The sequence below is a fragment of the Microbacterium sp. M genome (genome assembly GCF_045181065.1).
GTDB lineage: Bacteria > Actinomycetota > Actinomycetes > Actinomycetales > Microbacteriaceae > Microbacterium.
The window spans coordinates 2,813,280-2,828,130 of record NZ_CP173721.1; the positions used below are offsets into that span (position 1 = coordinate 2,813,280).

The 14,851-nt window shown below is 69.5% G+C and carries 13 protein-coding genes and 1 riboswitch; of the genes, 7 read left to right on the forward strand and 6 right to left on the reverse strand.

Annotated elements, in window-relative coordinates:
• Positions 1–6: 6 nt before the first annotated feature.
• Positions 7–1,350 (reverse strand): anaerobic C4-dicarboxylate transporter, encoded by a 1,344-nt coding sequence (locus ACI7YT_RS13945; RefSeq protein WP_406246183.1) that lies wholly within the window; start codon positions 1,348–1,350, stop codon positions 7–9.
• Positions 1,351–1,468: 118 nt separating this feature from the next.
• On the opposite strand from ACI7YT_RS13945, the gene ACI7YT_RS13950 reads away from it, so the two are divergent.
• Positions 1,469–2,011, forward strand: a complete 543-nt coding sequence (locus ACI7YT_RS13950) for a hypothetical protein (RefSeq protein WP_406246185.1) — start codon at positions 1,469–1,471, stop codon at positions 2,009–2,011.
• Positions 2,012–2,020: 9 nt separating this feature from the next.
• On the opposite strand, the gene ACI7YT_RS13955 is transcribed toward ACI7YT_RS13950, so the two are convergent.
• A complete protein-coding gene (locus tag ACI7YT_RS13955; RefSeq protein ID WP_406246186.1) occupies positions 2,021–2,902 on the reverse strand; it encodes a bifunctional methylenetetrahydrofolate dehydrogenase/methenyltetrahydrofolate cyclohydrolase in 882 nt (293 codons plus the stop codon).
• Positions 2,899–4,173 (reverse strand): serine hydroxymethyltransferase, encoded by a 1,275-nt coding sequence (gene glyA / locus ACI7YT_RS13960; RefSeq protein WP_406246187.1) that lies wholly within the window; start codon positions 4,171–4,173, stop codon positions 2,899–2,901. Before glyA ends, ACI7YT_RS13955 begins: the two co-directional genes overlap by 4 nt.
• Positions 4,174–4,210: 37 nt before the next feature.
• A riboswitch (ZMP/ZTP riboswitch) is annotated at positions 4,211–4,295 on the reverse strand.
• A 63-nt stretch (positions 4,296–4,358) separates the two neighbouring features.
• Between glyA and ACI7YT_RS13965 the strand changes: the two genes are divergently transcribed.
• The 6 genes from ACI7YT_RS13965 (at position 4,359) to ACI7YT_RS13990 (ending at position 11,740) form a co-directional block, all read left to right on the forward strand.
• On the forward strand, positions 4,359–5,858 hold the full coding sequence (locus ACI7YT_RS13965; protein WP_406246189.1) for a beta-N-acetylhexosaminidase: 1,500 nt from the start codon (positions 4,359–4,361) through the stop codon (positions 5,856–5,858).
• On the forward strand, positions 5,855–7,006 hold the full coding sequence (locus tag ACI7YT_RS13970) for an N-acetylglucosamine-6-phosphate deacetylase (RefSeq protein ID WP_406246191.1): 1,152 nt from the start codon (positions 5,855–5,857) through the stop codon (positions 7,004–7,006). Before ACI7YT_RS13965 ends, ACI7YT_RS13970 begins: the two co-directional genes overlap by 4 nt.
• A 417-nt stretch (positions 7,007–7,423) precedes the next feature.
• Complete coding sequence (locus ACI7YT_RS13975) at positions 7,424–9,604, forward strand: sigma-70 family RNA polymerase sigma factor (RefSeq protein WP_406246193.1); 2,181 nt, start codon at positions 7,424–7,426, stop codon at positions 9,602–9,604.
• 9 nt (positions 9,605–9,613) lie between these two features.
• A complete protein-coding gene (locus ACI7YT_RS13980) occupies positions 9,614–9,985 on the forward strand; it encodes a YrdB family protein (RefSeq protein WP_406246194.1) in 372 nt (123 codons plus the stop codon).
• Positions 9,982–11,346: an FAD-binding oxidoreductase gene (locus tag ACI7YT_RS13985; RefSeq protein ID WP_406246196.1), complete on the forward strand. Its 1,365-nt coding sequence runs from the start codon at positions 9,982–9,984 to the stop codon at positions 11,344–11,346. Before ACI7YT_RS13980 ends, ACI7YT_RS13985 begins: the two co-directional genes overlap by 4 nt.
• Positions 11,339–11,740 (forward strand): NUDIX domain-containing protein, encoded by a 402-nt coding sequence (locus ACI7YT_RS13990; RefSeq protein WP_406246198.1) that lies wholly within the window; start codon positions 11,339–11,341, stop codon positions 11,738–11,740. The genes ACI7YT_RS13985 and ACI7YT_RS13990 overlap by 8 nt, the downstream gene beginning before the upstream one ends.
• Positions 11,741–11,828: 88 nt before the next feature.
• Here ACI7YT_RS13990 and nagB read toward each other — a convergent pair whose 3' ends face one another.
• Genes nagB through ACI7YT_RS14005 form a run of 3 tightly spaced genes read right to left on the reverse strand, consistent with a single transcriptional unit; the run spans position 11,829 to position 14,818 of the window.
• Complete coding sequence (nagB, locus tag ACI7YT_RS13995) at positions 11,829–12,608, reverse strand: glucosamine-6-phosphate deaminase (RefSeq protein ID WP_406246199.1); 780 nt, start codon at positions 12,606–12,608, stop codon at positions 11,829–11,831.
• Complete coding sequence (locus ACI7YT_RS14000) at positions 12,601–13,578, reverse strand: ROK family protein (protein ID WP_406246201.1); 978 nt, start codon at positions 13,576–13,578, stop codon at positions 12,601–12,603. The genes nagB and ACI7YT_RS14000 overlap by 8 nt, the downstream gene beginning before the upstream one ends.
• A gap of 52 nt (positions 13,579–13,630) precedes the next feature.
• On the reverse strand, positions 13,631–14,818 hold the full coding sequence (locus tag ACI7YT_RS14005; protein WP_406246203.1) for an ROK family protein: 1,188 nt from the start codon (positions 14,816–14,818) through the stop codon (positions 13,631–13,633).
• Positions 14,819–14,851 lie beyond the last annotated feature (33 nt).

Sequence of the window (14,851 nt, forward strand, 5' to 3'; positions counted from 1 at the left end):
CGCGGGTCATCCGCCCCACAGCGCACCGAACGCCGCACCGGCGCCGATGGTCGTCACGGCGAGGATGAGCGTCGGCAGGAAGAACGAGTGATCGACGAGCTTGGTGCCCAGCTTCGTCGTGCCGGAGACGTCGAAGTTCGCCGCGGCGATCTGCGAGCCGTTGGTCGGCAGCAGATAGATTCCGGCGAACGCACCGGCCCACATGCCGCTGAGCACGCCGAGCGGGATGCCCGCGGCGAGCCCGATCGGCACGATCGTCCGCGTGGCGGTGGACTGGCTGGTCGTGAGCACGCACACGAGGAAGACGCCGAGCGCGAAGATCCACGGCGCAGCCCCGACCAGAGCACCGATGCTCTCGGAGATGAACTCGACGTGCGCCGAGAGGAAGGTGTCGGTCAACCAGGCCAGACCGAACAGCGCGATCGCCGAGACCATACCGGCCTTGAACACCGTGGCGGTCGGAACGTCGGCCACCTTCGGTCGCGAGACGATCAGGATGACGGTGCCCACGAGGAACATGACGATCTCGATGATCGGGGTCATCCCGACCGGGTCGCCCTCGGCATCCAGCGGCCGGATGCCCTTGAAGAGCCCGAACATCACGATCGCCAGCACGCCGGTGAGGAAGATGATGGCCGCGTTCCGGCCGGCCTTCGTCACGGTGACGTCGGCCTTGACCTCGGCTGCTCCCGCACGGGGAGGCGCCAGTTCGCCGCTCGCGATCTTCGCCTGGACCTCGGGATCGTCCGCGAGATCCTTGCCGAGGCGGTTCACGACGAGCGAGCTGAGCACGATCCCGACGACCGCCGCCGGGATCGTCACCTTCAGAATGTCGATGAGTTCGAAGTCGTACGGCGGTACGTCGGTGAGCGTCACCATGGCCGCCATCGCTGCCGACACCGGGCTGCAGGCGAGCGCGACGCCGGTCGCGACGACCGAGAGCGAGAGCGGCCGCGACGGTCGGATGCCGTTGCGGTACGACAGATCCTGGATGACCGGCAGCAGCGGATACAGGATGTTCGACGTCCCCGCACCCGCGGCGAACAGGAACGACACGAGCGGCGCCACGAGCGTGATCTGCTTGGGGTTCCGAGCGATGAGCTTGGCCGCGACCGAGACCATCCAGTCGATGCCGCCGGCGACCTGCATCATGGATGCCGCCAGGACCACCGACAGCACGATGAGCAGCGCGTCGACGGGCGGCGAGCCGGGCGAGAGCTGGAAGACGAACACGAGGATCGCGACACCCGCGCCACCCCAGAGTCCGAGACCGACGCCGCTCGAGCGGGTGCCCATGACGATGCAGCCCAGCACGACGAGCAGTTGCAGGATGAACAGGACGGCTTCCATCGGTCGCTCCTTCGGCGGGCGCGGATTCGGCGTCAGACTATCGGTGGACGACGCGGTGCGCCATGCTCTGCGGCGAATGCCGTTTCACCTCACCCCAGGAGTATGCGAACCTGGGCATATGAGGAACGGCATCATCCGCTTCGGCGCGCTCTACGTCTTCAACGTCGCGGTCCTGCTCGTCATCGGGCTGGTGCTGCCCAGTGTGGCGGTCGGCTGGCATGCCTTGTGGGCATCCGTGATCCTGACGCTGGCGGCGCTGTTCATCAAGCCGTTGCTGAAGAACGCGTTCGGCAAGTCGGCGGCGAAATCGGCATCCGATCGCACGAAGACCGGCGAGAAGGTCGTCCAGTACGCACTCGTGTATGCGGTCGAACTGATCATCTGGGTGCTGACCGTGTGGCTCAGCCCTGTCGACGTCATCGGGTTCTTCTGGGGTTACGCCCTGCCGCCGCTGCTCCTGCTCCTGGGCTGGGTGATCTACGACCAGGTCGACGACGTGCTGCGACGCAAGGCCGGTGAGGTCTACGACAAGGTCGCCGGCGCGAGGAAACCGAAGGATGCCGCGGCATCCCCTGCCCCGCCCTCGGCGACCCCGCCCGTCGATGTCGAGCCGGACGACGGCCTCACCCCCGAGCAGCGCCGGATGCTCGACGAACTGTAGGCACCCGGCTCAGCCGACGAGCCGCTCGGCGGCCTCCACGACGTTCGTCATGAGCAGCGCGACGGTCATCGGTCCGACGCCTCCGGGGTTCGGCGAGATCCACCCCGCCACCGATGCCACATCGGGATGCACGTCCCCGTACACACGCGATTTCCCCGTCTCGGGATCGGTCTCGCGGGTCACGCCCACGTCGAGCACCGCAGCGCCCGGCTTGACGTCCTCGGCGCGGATCAGGTGTCTGACCCCCGCGCCTGCGACGATGACGTCGGCCTGACGCAGGTACGGCGCCATGTCCGGCGTGCCCGTGTGGACCTGCGTCACCGTCGCGTTGATGTCGCGGCGGGTGAGCAGGAGCCCCATCGGACGCCCGATGGTCACGCCGCGTCCGACGACGACGACGTGCTTGCCCTTCAGGTCGTAGTCGTTGCGCAGCAGCAGTTCGATCACGCCGCGGGGCGTGCACGGCAGCGGCGTGTGGATCGGACTGTTGACGTTCAGCACGAGGCGGCCGAGGTTGGTCGGGTGCAACCCGTCCGCGTCCTTCGCCGGGTCGATGCGCTCGAGGATCGCGTCGGTGTCGATGTGCTTCGGCAACGGCAGCTGGACGATGTATCCGTGACAGGTCGGATCCGCGTTGAGCTCGTCGATCAGCGCTTCGACCTGCTGCTGCGTCGCTTCGGCCGGCAGCTCGCGCTGGATCGAGTTCATCCCGATCGCCTCGGACTGCCGGTGCTTCATCCCGACGTACAGCTGGGATGCCGGGTCGGCTCCGACCAGCACCGTGGCGATGCCGGGGACGATCCCCTTCTCCTTCAGCGCGGCAACCCGCTCTGCCAGCTCCGCCTTGATCTCGGCGGATGCCGCCTTGCCGTCCAGGACGACAGCGGTCACTGGCTCAGTCCGGGGTAGAGCGGGAACGCTGCGGCGAGCGCGTCGACGCGAGCCTTGAGGGCTGCGACGTCGGCGCCGGGCAGCAGCGCGAGGGCGATGATGTCGGCGACTTCGGTGAACTCGGCATCCCCGAATCCACGCGTCGCGAGCGCCGGCGTGCCGATGCGCAGGCCGGAGGTGACCATCGGCGGGCGCGGGTCGTTCGGGACCGCGTTGCGGTTGACCGTGATGTGGATGTCGTGCAGCAGGTCTTCGGCCTGCTTGCCGTCGATCTCGGCGTCGCGCAGGTCGACAAGGACCAGGTGCACGTCGGTGCCGCCGGAGCGGACCCTGATGCCGGCATCCTGGACGTCCTGACGGCCGAGGCGCTCGGCGAGGAGCGCGGCACCGCGGAGGGTGCGCTCCTGACGCTCCTTGAACTCGGGCGTCGCGGCGATCTTGAACGCCGTCGCCTTGGCGGCGATGACGTGCATGAGCGGACCGCCCTGCTGACCGGGGAAGACGGCCGAGTTGATCTTCTTGGCGAGGTCGGCGTCGTTCGTGAGGATGAAGCCCGAGCGGGGGCCGCCGATGGTCTTGTGCACGGTCGACGAGACGACGTGGGCGTGCGGCACGGGGTTCGGGTGGACTCCGGCGGCGACGAGACCGGCGAAATGCGCCATGTCGACCCACAGGTAGGCGCCCACCTCGTCGGCGATCTCGCGGAACTTCGCGAAGTCCAGCTGACGCGGGTACGCCGACCAGCCGGCGATGATGACCTTCGGCTTGTGCTCGATCGCGAGGCGACGGACCTCTTCCATGTCGACGAGCGAGGTCTCCGGGTCGACGCCGTACGCGACGATGTCGAACAGTCGGCCGGAGAAGTTGATCTTCATGCCGTGCGTCAGGTGTCCGCCGTGGTCGAGCGAGAGACCGAGCAGCGTGTCGCCCGGGCGGGCGATGGCGTGCAGCACTGCGGCGTTGGCCGTGGCGCCGGAGTGCGGCTGGACGTTCGCGAACTCCGAGCCGAACAGGCTCTTGGCCCGCTCGATGGCGAGGGCCTCGGCGACGTCGACCTCTTCGCAGCCGCCGTAGTAGCGGCGACCGGGGTAGCCCTCGGCGTACTTGTTGGTCAGCACGGAGCCCTGCGACTGCAGCACCGAGACCGGCACGAAGTTCTCGGAGGCGATCATCTCGAGGAAGCCGCGCTGGCGGTTGAGCTCGCGCTCCAGGACCTCGGCGATCTCGGGGTCGACCTCGGAAAGCGGTGCGTTGAAATACGGGTCGGTCATGACGTGCTCCTGATCTCACGGTGGAAGGGGGTTGTTCCTGATCGGCCCAGGCGCGCGGTCGATTCCCATGAGAAGCCGCTCCCCGGTGGTAGTCCACCCAGACGCCAGTCGCGACGGTTCGAGCATAGCGGATCGAATCGCTCGGATCGCTTGGATGTCGCCACGGTCACCGGTAGGTTTTGTTCATGGTCCTTACTCTTATCCCGCTGCCCTCATCCGTCACGGCGGCTCCGGGGGCGTTCGTCCTCTCCCCTGCCGCGCGCATCGTCATCGTCGACGGTGCGGATGCCGCGGCATCCGTCCTCTCCGACCTGCTGGCGCACCGCTGCGGACTCCGGCCGGAGGTGACCACGGACGACCCGGCGGCCGGCGACATCGTCCTGCGCGCCACCGGTGCCGACGACGAGGCGTACCGCCTCGAGGTGGCGGAGCGCATCGAAATCGCAGGCGCGGATGCCGGCCTCTTCTACGGCATCCAGACCCTGCGGCAGCTGCTGCGCGAGGACGCCGGCTCCTGGTCGATCCCGCAGGTGTCGATCGTCGACGCGCCGCGCTTCGCATATCGCGGCGTCATGCTCGACGTCGCGCGCACCTTCTTCGACGTGGCGACCGTGAAGGCGTTCATCGATCGCGCCTCGTCGCTGAAGTTCAATCACCTGCATCTGCATCTCACGGACGACCAGGGCTGGCGCCTGCACATCGACAGCCGCCCGTTGCTGACCGAGAAGGCCTCGGGCACCTCTGTGCTCGGTCGTCCTGGCGGCTTCTACACCAAGGACGACTTCCGCGAGATCATCGCGTACGCGGCCGCGCACCACATGGTGGTGGTCCCCGAGATCGATCTCCCAGGGCACACGCATGCGATCGGGCTCGCGTATCCGGACGTGGTCGAGGCTCCGGTGATGAACGACATGCTGCTCGCGCAGTCCGAATCGCTCGGCCAGCCGCTGCCTGCGGCCGGCGAGCCGTACCAGGGCTGGGGCGTCGGGCACTCCTCGGTGCGCATCCATGAGGACGCGACGTGGGACTTCCTGCGCGACGTTCTCGGCGAAGTCGCCGAGATCACGCCGGGTGACTACCTGCACATCGGGGGCGACGAGTGCCTCGGCACCCCGCCGGCGGACTTCGATGCGTTCGTCGAGCGCGTCACCGCGCTGACCGTCGAACTGGGCAAGACGCCTGTCGCCTGGCACGAGGCGGGGTCCGCTGTCGTGGCCGAGGGCACGGTCGGCCAGTTCTGGGGCAGCGACACCCCGTCCGACGAGCACATCGAGCACACCCGTCGCTTCGTCGAGCGGGGCGGCTCGGTCATCCTGTCGCCGTCCACCCGCGCCTACCTCGACATGAAGTACACGCCGGAATTCCCGCTCGGCCTCAGCTGGGCCGCCGTCATCGACCTCGAGACGGCGTACTCCTGGGAGCCGGACGCGATCGTCCCCGGTCTGGACCCGGCCGCGATCCTCGGCATCGAAGGACCGCTGTGGGCCGAGACGCTCGCAACCCTCGACGACATCGACCAGCTCTTCTTCCCCCGCGCCGCCGCTCTGGCCGAGATCGCGTGGTCCTCGGCATCCGCCAAGGACTGGAACTCGTTCCGCGCGCGCGTCGGCGGGCTCGGACCGGTGTGGGATGCCGAAGGATGGGGAGGACACCGCCCCGCCGAGATCGACTGGAGCACGCCATGACCGCAACGGTGATCCACTCCGCCCGACTGATCTCGCACGGAGTGGAGACGGACGACGCGTGGGTCCGCTTCGGGGACGGCATCGTCGTCGAGACGGGCATCGGCGGCGGTCGGACCGATGCGGACGAGGTCGTCGATGCGTCGGCGATCGCCGGCCCCGGCGCGATCCTCGCACCCGGCTTCATCGACATCCACGGGCACGGCGGAGCCGGTGCGTCATACGACGACGGTGCAGAGGCGATCCGCACCGCGCGTGCCCTGCACCGCGCGCACGGCACGACGCGGGCGGTGATCTCGCTCGTCACGGCATCCATGGACGATCTGGCCCGTCGCGTCGCGGAGATCGCCGAACTGACCGAGACGGATGCCGAGATCCTCGGCTCCCATCTGGAAGGCCCTTTCCTCGACCCCGGCCACCAGGGCGCCCACGAGCCGACTCTGCTGCGGGCACCGGATGCCTCGGACGTGCGGCGCCTGCTGGAAGCCGGGCGCGGGACCGTGCGCCAGGTCACGATCGCACCAGAACTCCCCGGCGGCATCGAGGCGATCCGGCTTGTCGTCGCCGCCGGCGCCGCCGCTGCTGTCGGGCACACCGACGCGGATGCCGAGATCGCCGCAGCGGCCTTCGACGCCGGCGCGACGATCCTCACGCACGCGTTCAATGCGATGCGCGGCATCCACCATCGCGCACCAGGCCCTGTCCTGGCCGCAGCCGCAGATCGACGGGTCGTCTTGGAGGCGATCGCGGACAACGTGCACCTCGACCCGCACGTGATCAAGCTCGTCTTCGATGTGGCGCCGGATCGCGTCGCACTGGTGACGGATGCGATGGCTGCGGCCGGCAGTGCGGATGGCCGATACGATCTCGGCGCGGTCAAGGTGACGGTCGCGGACGGCGTCGCCCGCACCGACGAGACCGGTTCGATCGCCGGTTCGACCCTGACCCAGGACGTCGCGCTCCAGCGTGCGGTGCAGGCCGGCGTGCCGCTGGCCGCCGCTGTGCGGGCGCTCACGGAGACCCCGGCATCCGTCATCGGGGAAGGCGGCAGACTCGGTCGCCTCGAGCGGGGACTGCTCGCGGATGCGGTGCTGCTGGATGCTCGGCTACGGGTGCGGCGCGTCTGGGTGGGAGGCCGTCTCGCAGCGTGAGCTCACGCGACGCACCCGCAGGTTCGCAGTGGAAGGGAGGCCGCCGCGCCCCAGTCAGCGGCGGCCAAGCTCCCTCCATGACGAGCGGGCGGCTCGGGAACTCCTCCCCCGAGGGTCCCGAGCCCGCCCTTCGCCGACGCAGTTGCCCCCCGCGCCGGCGACTGTCCCGTCTCCGCCCCCCGGTGGAGACCGCACAGCCTGCTCTGATTGATGAGATGCCGTCGCCGGCGAATCATCACGCGATTCGGAGAGATTCTTTTGAAGTTTTTTCAGGGGTCCTCGCAGAGAGTTCGCTCCGAGTTGTCCACAGGGCTGGTCAGGCTGGGAAAACGGGGTGAGAATAGACAAGGCGCGTGATGGGGACCCGATTCACGCGTCTCTTCCTGTGGAGCCGACCCGACGCTCCACGAGACCTGGATGACTGTGCCGAACGAGAACAACGAGAACGCGCAGATCGCGGACGCCGATCTGATCCTGCGCACCCGGTCGGGCGACCGGAAGGCCTTTGGCGAACTCTGGCGACGGCACTATCCGTCCGGCATCGCCGTCGCGCGTTCGATCACGTCCTCTCTCGACCCGGACGACCTCGTCCAGGAGTCATACACCCGCATCTACAACGCCATCCTCAAGGGCGGCGGCCCCAACGGGTCGTTCCGCGCCTACCTGTTCACCAGCATCCGCAATACCGCGGCCGCCTGGGGCAAGGCGCGTCGCGAGACGGCCATCGACGAGATGGATGCCGTCGCAGACCCTGACACGACGGAGCAGGCCACCGACGAGGCCCTCGATCGCGGTCTCACGGCGCAGGCATTCCGCAGCCTCCCTTCCCGCTGGCAGGAGGTGCTCTGGTACACCGAGATCGAGCAGATGAAGCCGGCCGAAGTCGGTCCGCTGCTCGGGATGAAGGCCGGTGCTGTCGCACAGCTCGCCTTCCGCGCCCGCGAGGGGTTGCGCGAGGCCTGGATCCAGGCGCATCTGCGCAGCGCCGCTCCCGGCTCGGAGTGCCAGTGGAGCATCGAGCACATGGGCGCGTACTCGCGCGGCAACCTCAGCAATCGCGACCAGAAGCGCCTGGACGAGCATCTCGCCGATTGCGCACGCTGCATGATCGTCGTCGCCGAGGCGAAGGATGTCTCGAACCGCCTGGCGCTGGTGCTGCTCCCCCTCGTGCTGGGCGTCGCCGGTTCCGCCGGCTACCTGGCCACGCTCCAGGGCGGCGGAGCACCGATCGTGGCGCTGGCCGCGATGCCGTCCAGCGTCGTCGAAGGCGCGGTCGTCGTCTCCGGCACCGCAGGAGCGGCCGCTGCCGGTGCCTCCGCGGGTTCCGGGTCTACCGGTGGCGCGGGTGGAGCGGTCGGCAGCGCAGGAGCCGTCGGAGGAAGCGGAGCGGCCGGCGCGACGGCCGGAGCGGTCACCGGCATCGGCGCCCTCGTCGGCGTCGGGACAGCCGCACTGATCGTCGCCGGTGTCGTCGCTGCTGCCGCCATCATGCCCGGACTCATCGCGACCCCCGCGATGACGAGTCTTCCGAGCGCCGGCGAAGTCGCCGATTCGCCCTCGATCCCGGCTGAGGTCGGTCCGGACGAGAAGCTCGAAGCACTGAGCAATCAGCCGTTGGTGATCGATGAGCCGGTCGACGACGAGGATGCCGGTGAGGCACCGGGTCCGGATTCCGAACCCGGTGTGGACGTGCCGCAGGCGACCCCGGTCGTGCCTGCACCGGTCGCGCCTGCCCCCGGAGACTCGGGCTCCGGTGGCGAGGACGCGCCTGAAGCGCCGGAGGAGCCGGGCGAACCCACGAATCCGGGCGAACCCACGAATCCGGTCGACCCCACGGATCCGCCGGCCGCGCCGAGCCCGGAGCCGACGCCCACTCCCACGCCGACTCCGACGCCGACGCCGACACCCGAACCGACACCCACACCCACACCGACTCCGACACCGACTCCGACACCCGAGCCGACACCCACACCCACACCCACACCCACACCGACTCCGACACCGACACCGACACCGACACCCACTCCCACCCCGACCCCGACACCGACACCGACACCGACGCCCACACCCACCCCGACACCGACACCGACACCGACACCCACACCCACCCCGACACCGACGCCCACACCCACCCCGACCCCGACACCGACACCGACACCGACACCCACACCCACCCCGACACCGACACCGACACCGACGCCTGAGCCGACATCCACTCCCACCCCGACTCCCACGGCAACTCCAAGCCCGACTCCCGTACCGACGCCGTCGGAGCCAGAGACCCCGACCAGTCCTGTCGTGTGGAGTCAGGCGACTGTTTCCCCCGATGGCAGCGTCTATTCGGTGCCGATCTCGGGTGTGCCCGACGCGAGCGTCGAGGTGCTCGTGAATGACGGGAGAGTCGCTCAAGGCGTCGTGACGCTGGGCGGCGACGGTCGCTACACCGTCACCATGACCTTCACCGGGCCTTGGTCCCCAACGGCGCTCAGGGAGCTGAGCGTCACGTTCCGGTATCGCCTCGTCGACGGCTCGATCGGCCCATCCGTGACGACCACCCTCGGCGCGATCGAGGACGGCCCTACCCCACCCGCCGAATAGACTGGGAGCATGACCCAGGAGACACCGGCCGAACCGGGCGTGAACCGACCGAACGTCACCCCGCTCGAGATCATCCGGGTCGTCATCCTGCTGGTGGCGCTCGCGTCGCTCGCCCTGTGGGGCTTCGCATCGTGGGATCTGCCGTGGAACCTGATCCTCGGCATCGGGGCACCCGTCGTCGTGCTACTGGTGTGGGCGCTGTTCCTCTCCCCTCGGCCCGTGCTGCACCTGCACCCGTTCCTGCGCGCAGCCGTCGAGCTGCTCCTGTATCTGGGTGTCACGATCGCATGGTGGTCGATGGGCCAGGCCGTGATCGGCTCCGTCTTCGCCGTGGTCGCGATCGCTGCGGGTGTCATCGCGGGGCGGCGAACGCTGGCATGAGCGCACTCGCGGCGCTGCGCGCGGCACTCGGCGACATCGTCGACGTGTCCGAAGCGTCGCTGGAGGAGGCCCGCGCTGACCGCTCCGGCCACGCCGCCGTCGGACGGCCTCTCGCCGTCGTGCACGCCGAGACCGTCGAGCATGTCCAGCAGACGATGCGCATCGCGACGGAGACCCGAACGCCGGTCGTCATCCGCGGCGCCGGCACCGGGCTCGCCGGGGCCGCCAACGCGGGCACGGGCGAGATCGTGCTGTCCATGCGTCGCATGACCCGGATCCATGAGATCCGAGCCGATGACCTGCTGGCGGTCGTCGAACCCGGCATCCTCAACGCCGACTTCAACGCCGCACTCGCCCCGCACGGAGTCTGGTGGGCGCCGGACCCGGCCAGCCGCGACATCTCGACAGTGGGCGGCAACATCGCCACGGGCGCCGGCGGACTGCTCTGCGCGAAATACGGCGTCGTGCGGGATGCCGTCCTCGGTCTCGATCTCGTGCTCGCCGACGGGCGTCTGCTCCGCCTCGGCCACCGCACCGTCAAGGGCGTCACAGGGCTCGATCTCACCTCACTCGTCATCGGCTCGGAGGGCACGCTCGGCGTCGTGGTCGGTGCGACCCTGAAGCTGCGCCGCCTCGTACCAGGCGCCACGTGCGCGATCGCGGCCGGTTTCCCCGACGCGAGGACAGCAGCCGCGGCATCCGCTGCGGTCACGGCCGCAGGCATCCAGCCCGCGATCATGGAACTGATGGATGCCGCGGCCCTCGCCGCCGTGCATGCGCTGCTCTCCCTCCCCGCGCCCGTGGCCGGGTCCGCGCAACTGACCATCCAGACGGACGGCCCGGCCGCACGCGACGAAGCCGACCGCATCGCCGAGATCCTCGCCGCGCACGGAGGCACGGTCGCGCTCTCGGACGACCCGGCCGAAGGCGAACGCCTGCTGGCGATCCGCCGCTCGATGCACGCCGCGATGGCAGCGCTCGGCACCACCCTCATCGAGGACGTCTCCGTACCGCGCAGCGCTCTGCCGGCGATGTTCGATGAGATCTCCCGGATCGAGCGCGCCTACGGTCTCACGATCCCGACGGTCGTCCACGCCGGAGACGGAAACCTGCACCCGAACTTCATCTTCGACGGACCGGATGTCCCCGACCACGTCTGGGCAGCCGCCGATGAGCTGTTCCGCGCCGCCATCCGCCTCGGAGGCACGCTCACCGGTGAGCACGGCATCGGCACGCTCAAGAGCCGGTGGCTGGCCGAAGAACTCGGCGATGACCAGTGGCGCCTGCAGCGCGACATCGTGCGCGTGTTCGATCCCGCCGGCATCCTCAACCCCGGAAAGGTGTTCCCCGCCCATGCCTGACATCCACGTGAGCGCGGCGATCATCCGCGACGCCGACGATCGCGTGCTGGTCGTGCGCAAGCACGGCACGGTGCGCTTCATGCAACCGGGCGGCAAGCCGGAGCAGGGCGAGAGCGCGGCTCAGACCCTGGCCCGCGAGCTCGAAGAGGAGCTCGGTTTCCGCGTCGCGGAAGCCGACCTCACACCCCTGGGCGAATTCATCTCGGATGCCGCGAACGAGCCGGGTCACCGTGTCGTCGCCGCCGCCTTCGCGATGCGCGCCGAGCCGGACGACGTGACGGTCCAGGCCGAACTCGCAGAACTGCGCTGGATCACCCCCGCCGACATCGCCACGCTGCCGCTCGCCCCGCTCAGCCTGGAGCATCTGCTCCCGCTGGCGTGGCCGGATGCCTAGACTCCCGCCTCCGTCTCGAGCCGCGACATCTGCTCGGCCGTCAGCGTGATCTCCGCCGACTCCACCGCCTGAGGCAGTTTCGCTCGGCTCAGATCCCCTGCCAGGCCGGCTTGTTGGCGAAGGTGTAGCGGTAGTAGTCCGCGAGCCTCAGCTTCGAGGCGGCCGCCTCGTCTACGACGACCGTCGCGTGCGCGTGCAGCTGGATCGCCGAACCGGGCAGGAACGCGGAAAGCGGTCCCTCCACGGCATCCGCGACGGCCTGCGCCTTGCTCTCGCCGAAGGCGAGCAGTACGAGGTGACGCGCCTCCAGAATCGTGCCGAGGCCTTGAGTGATGCAGTGCATCGGCACATCGTCGATGGCGTCGAAGAAGCGTGCATTGTCCTCGCGCGTCTGCTGCGTGAGCGTCTTCACCCGTGTCCGGGAAGCGAACGACGAACCCGGCTCGTTGAAGCCGATGTGCCCGTCTGTGCCGATGCCGAGGATCTGCAGATCCACTCCGCCGGCAGCCGCGATCGCCGCCTCGTAGTCCGAACCGGCGTGCTCGATGCCCTCGGATGCCCCGTTGGGCACGTGGATGCGCCGCGGGTCGAACCCGAGCGGCTCGACGACCTCCCGCGTGATGACGGACCGGTAGCTCTCGGGGTGCGCCGGGTCGAGACCGACGTACTCGTCGAGTGCGAAGCCGCGCACCTGCGAGACGTCGGCACCGGCCAGCCGGCTCTGCAGCGCCTGATAGACCGGCAGGGGCGTCGACCCCGTGGCGAGGCCGAGAACGGCATCCGGACGACCGGCGATGAGCGCGACGATCTCCTCCGCGACCAGAGCCCCCGCTGCCGCGCTGTTCTCGACGATGACGACTTCAGCCATGGGGAACGATCTCCTTCTCGGGTAGGGGTGCAGAATCCGAAGCGCCGACGAGCGCGGCTCCCAGTGCCGCCGCCGGCGAGCCGCTGGGCAGCAGCTCGATCCTCTCATCGAGACGCAGCGAGCGCATGAACGCCGACCCGTCGGCCTCGCGTCGCAGGGTCGCCACGATGTCGCCATGCAGACGATCGCCCAGCGCTGTGAGTCCTCCGCCGATCACGACGGTCTCCACGTCGACGGAGAGGACGAGGATGCGCACCGCCGCCGCCGCTCCCCGCGCCAGATCGGCGCGCAGCGCGATCGCGTGCGCGTCTCCGACCTCCGCGGCATCGAAGATGTCGCGCACCGGGAGCGCACCGGGTCGCCCCCATGCCTTCGCCAGTGCGCCGCCTCCGCAGAGAGTCTCGACGCAGCCGCGCTGGCCGCAGCCGCACAGTCGCCCGGCCGGGTCGACGCTGAGGTGGCCGACCTCGCCGGCGGTGCCGTGCATGCCCCGCCAGATCCGGCCGTCGGCCACGATCCCCGCGGCCACGCCGGTGCCGAGATTGAGGTAAGCCATCGAGGCGCCGTCGCCCCGCAGGGCGGCCGCACCGAGGGCTGCCGCCTTGACGTCGTTCTCGACGGCGATCGGCACCTTCAGCACGCCGCCCGCACGTGCGGAGATGTCCAGCGACTCCACGCCGAGGTTCACGGCGTGCAGGACGCGTCCGGTTCCCGGCTCTACGAGACCAGGGATGCCGACGCCGACGGATCCGAGCTCCGAGGTCGCGAAGCCGCCGTCCTGCGAGAGCGCGGCGACGCTGTCCAGGATGCTGGCGATCACCGCCTCATCGCCCCATCCGGTCGGGCGTCGCACGCGAGCGATGATGTCGCCGTCCGGAGCCACCGCGACGGCATCGGTCTTTGTTCCGCCGATGTCCAGGCCCACTCGGATGGCCCGACCGCGCAGGCCGGTGCTGCTGTGCTGAACCATCAGCGGACGCGGCCCGACTCTGCGGCGGTCTGGATCGACGTCGATGCGCGCATCACGAAACGCCCAGTTGGCCGGAGAGCACCATGACGGCGGTCCCGCGCAGCACGATGTCCTCCTGCCGAGTGAGGCGGATGACGACGTCATCGAACACGCCGTCCAGAGTGCGCGCACGCAGCGTCGCCGTCGCGGCGTCGAAGAAGGTGTCGTCCAGCAGCTCGGCCGGCCCGGAGAGCACGATCTCGGACAGATCCAGCGCACTGACGATCGGAGCGATCGCGACAGCCATCCGCGTCCCCGCGTCGCGCAGCAGCTCGTCCCGCGATTCGGGCGCCTCGGCGATCGCGGAGGCGAGTCGGCTGCCGCTGAGCCAGGCTTCCAGGCATCCGTCCTTGCCGCACACGCACCGAGGCCCGCCATCGGTGCCGACCACGACGTGCCCGATCTCTCCCGCGGCGAAGCGGCTGCCCAGCAGCGGCTGGCTGCCGGTGATCAGACCGGCGCCGACGCCGCGGCCGATCTTGATCAGCATGACGTCGGCTCGCGCCTCGCCGAAGGTGTACTCGGCCAGCACGGCGGCGTTGGCGTCGTTGCGCGCCGTCACCGGCAGCTCCAGATCGAGGCTGAGACGCGCCTCGAGCGGGAAGTTCGTCCAGCCGAGGTTCGGGGATTCGATGACGACGCCGTCCGGGCGCACGATACCCGGCGTCCCGACGCCGACGCCGAGCAGCGTCGTCGTGGAGGCGGCCTTCAGCTGACGGGCGAGGTCGACCAGTGCGTCATACGCGGCCGCACCGTCCGGCTGCGCGGGGCGCGGCACCTCGCGGCGCTCGAGCACCTCGCCGTCGAGGCTGAGGACAGCGCCCTGGAACGCCTCAGGGCCGGACAGATCCAGCCCGATGATCTGGTGGCCCTCGCGATCGATGTCGATGAGGATCGGCGGCTTGCCGGGCCCGGCCGTCTCGCGGATCCCCTTCTCGATGACGATGCCGTCGGCGATGAACTCGGCGACGAGATCCGAGATCGTCACGCGCGTGAGCCCGGTCTCCCGCGACAGATCAGCGCGGCTCATGGCTCCGGCGTGATAGAGCGTCTGCAGCACCAGCGCGCGATTATGGCCGCGCGCGTGCTCGGGCAGCACCTTGGCGCGCGAGCGGAGGTGTCGTGCACCCGCGAATCCGTGCGCACTCGCGCCGGTGTACTCGGCCGCGGCCGGCACACGCATCCCATCCGATTCGGACATGTTTGTTAGTAGACCTTACGAACATCGTGTTGC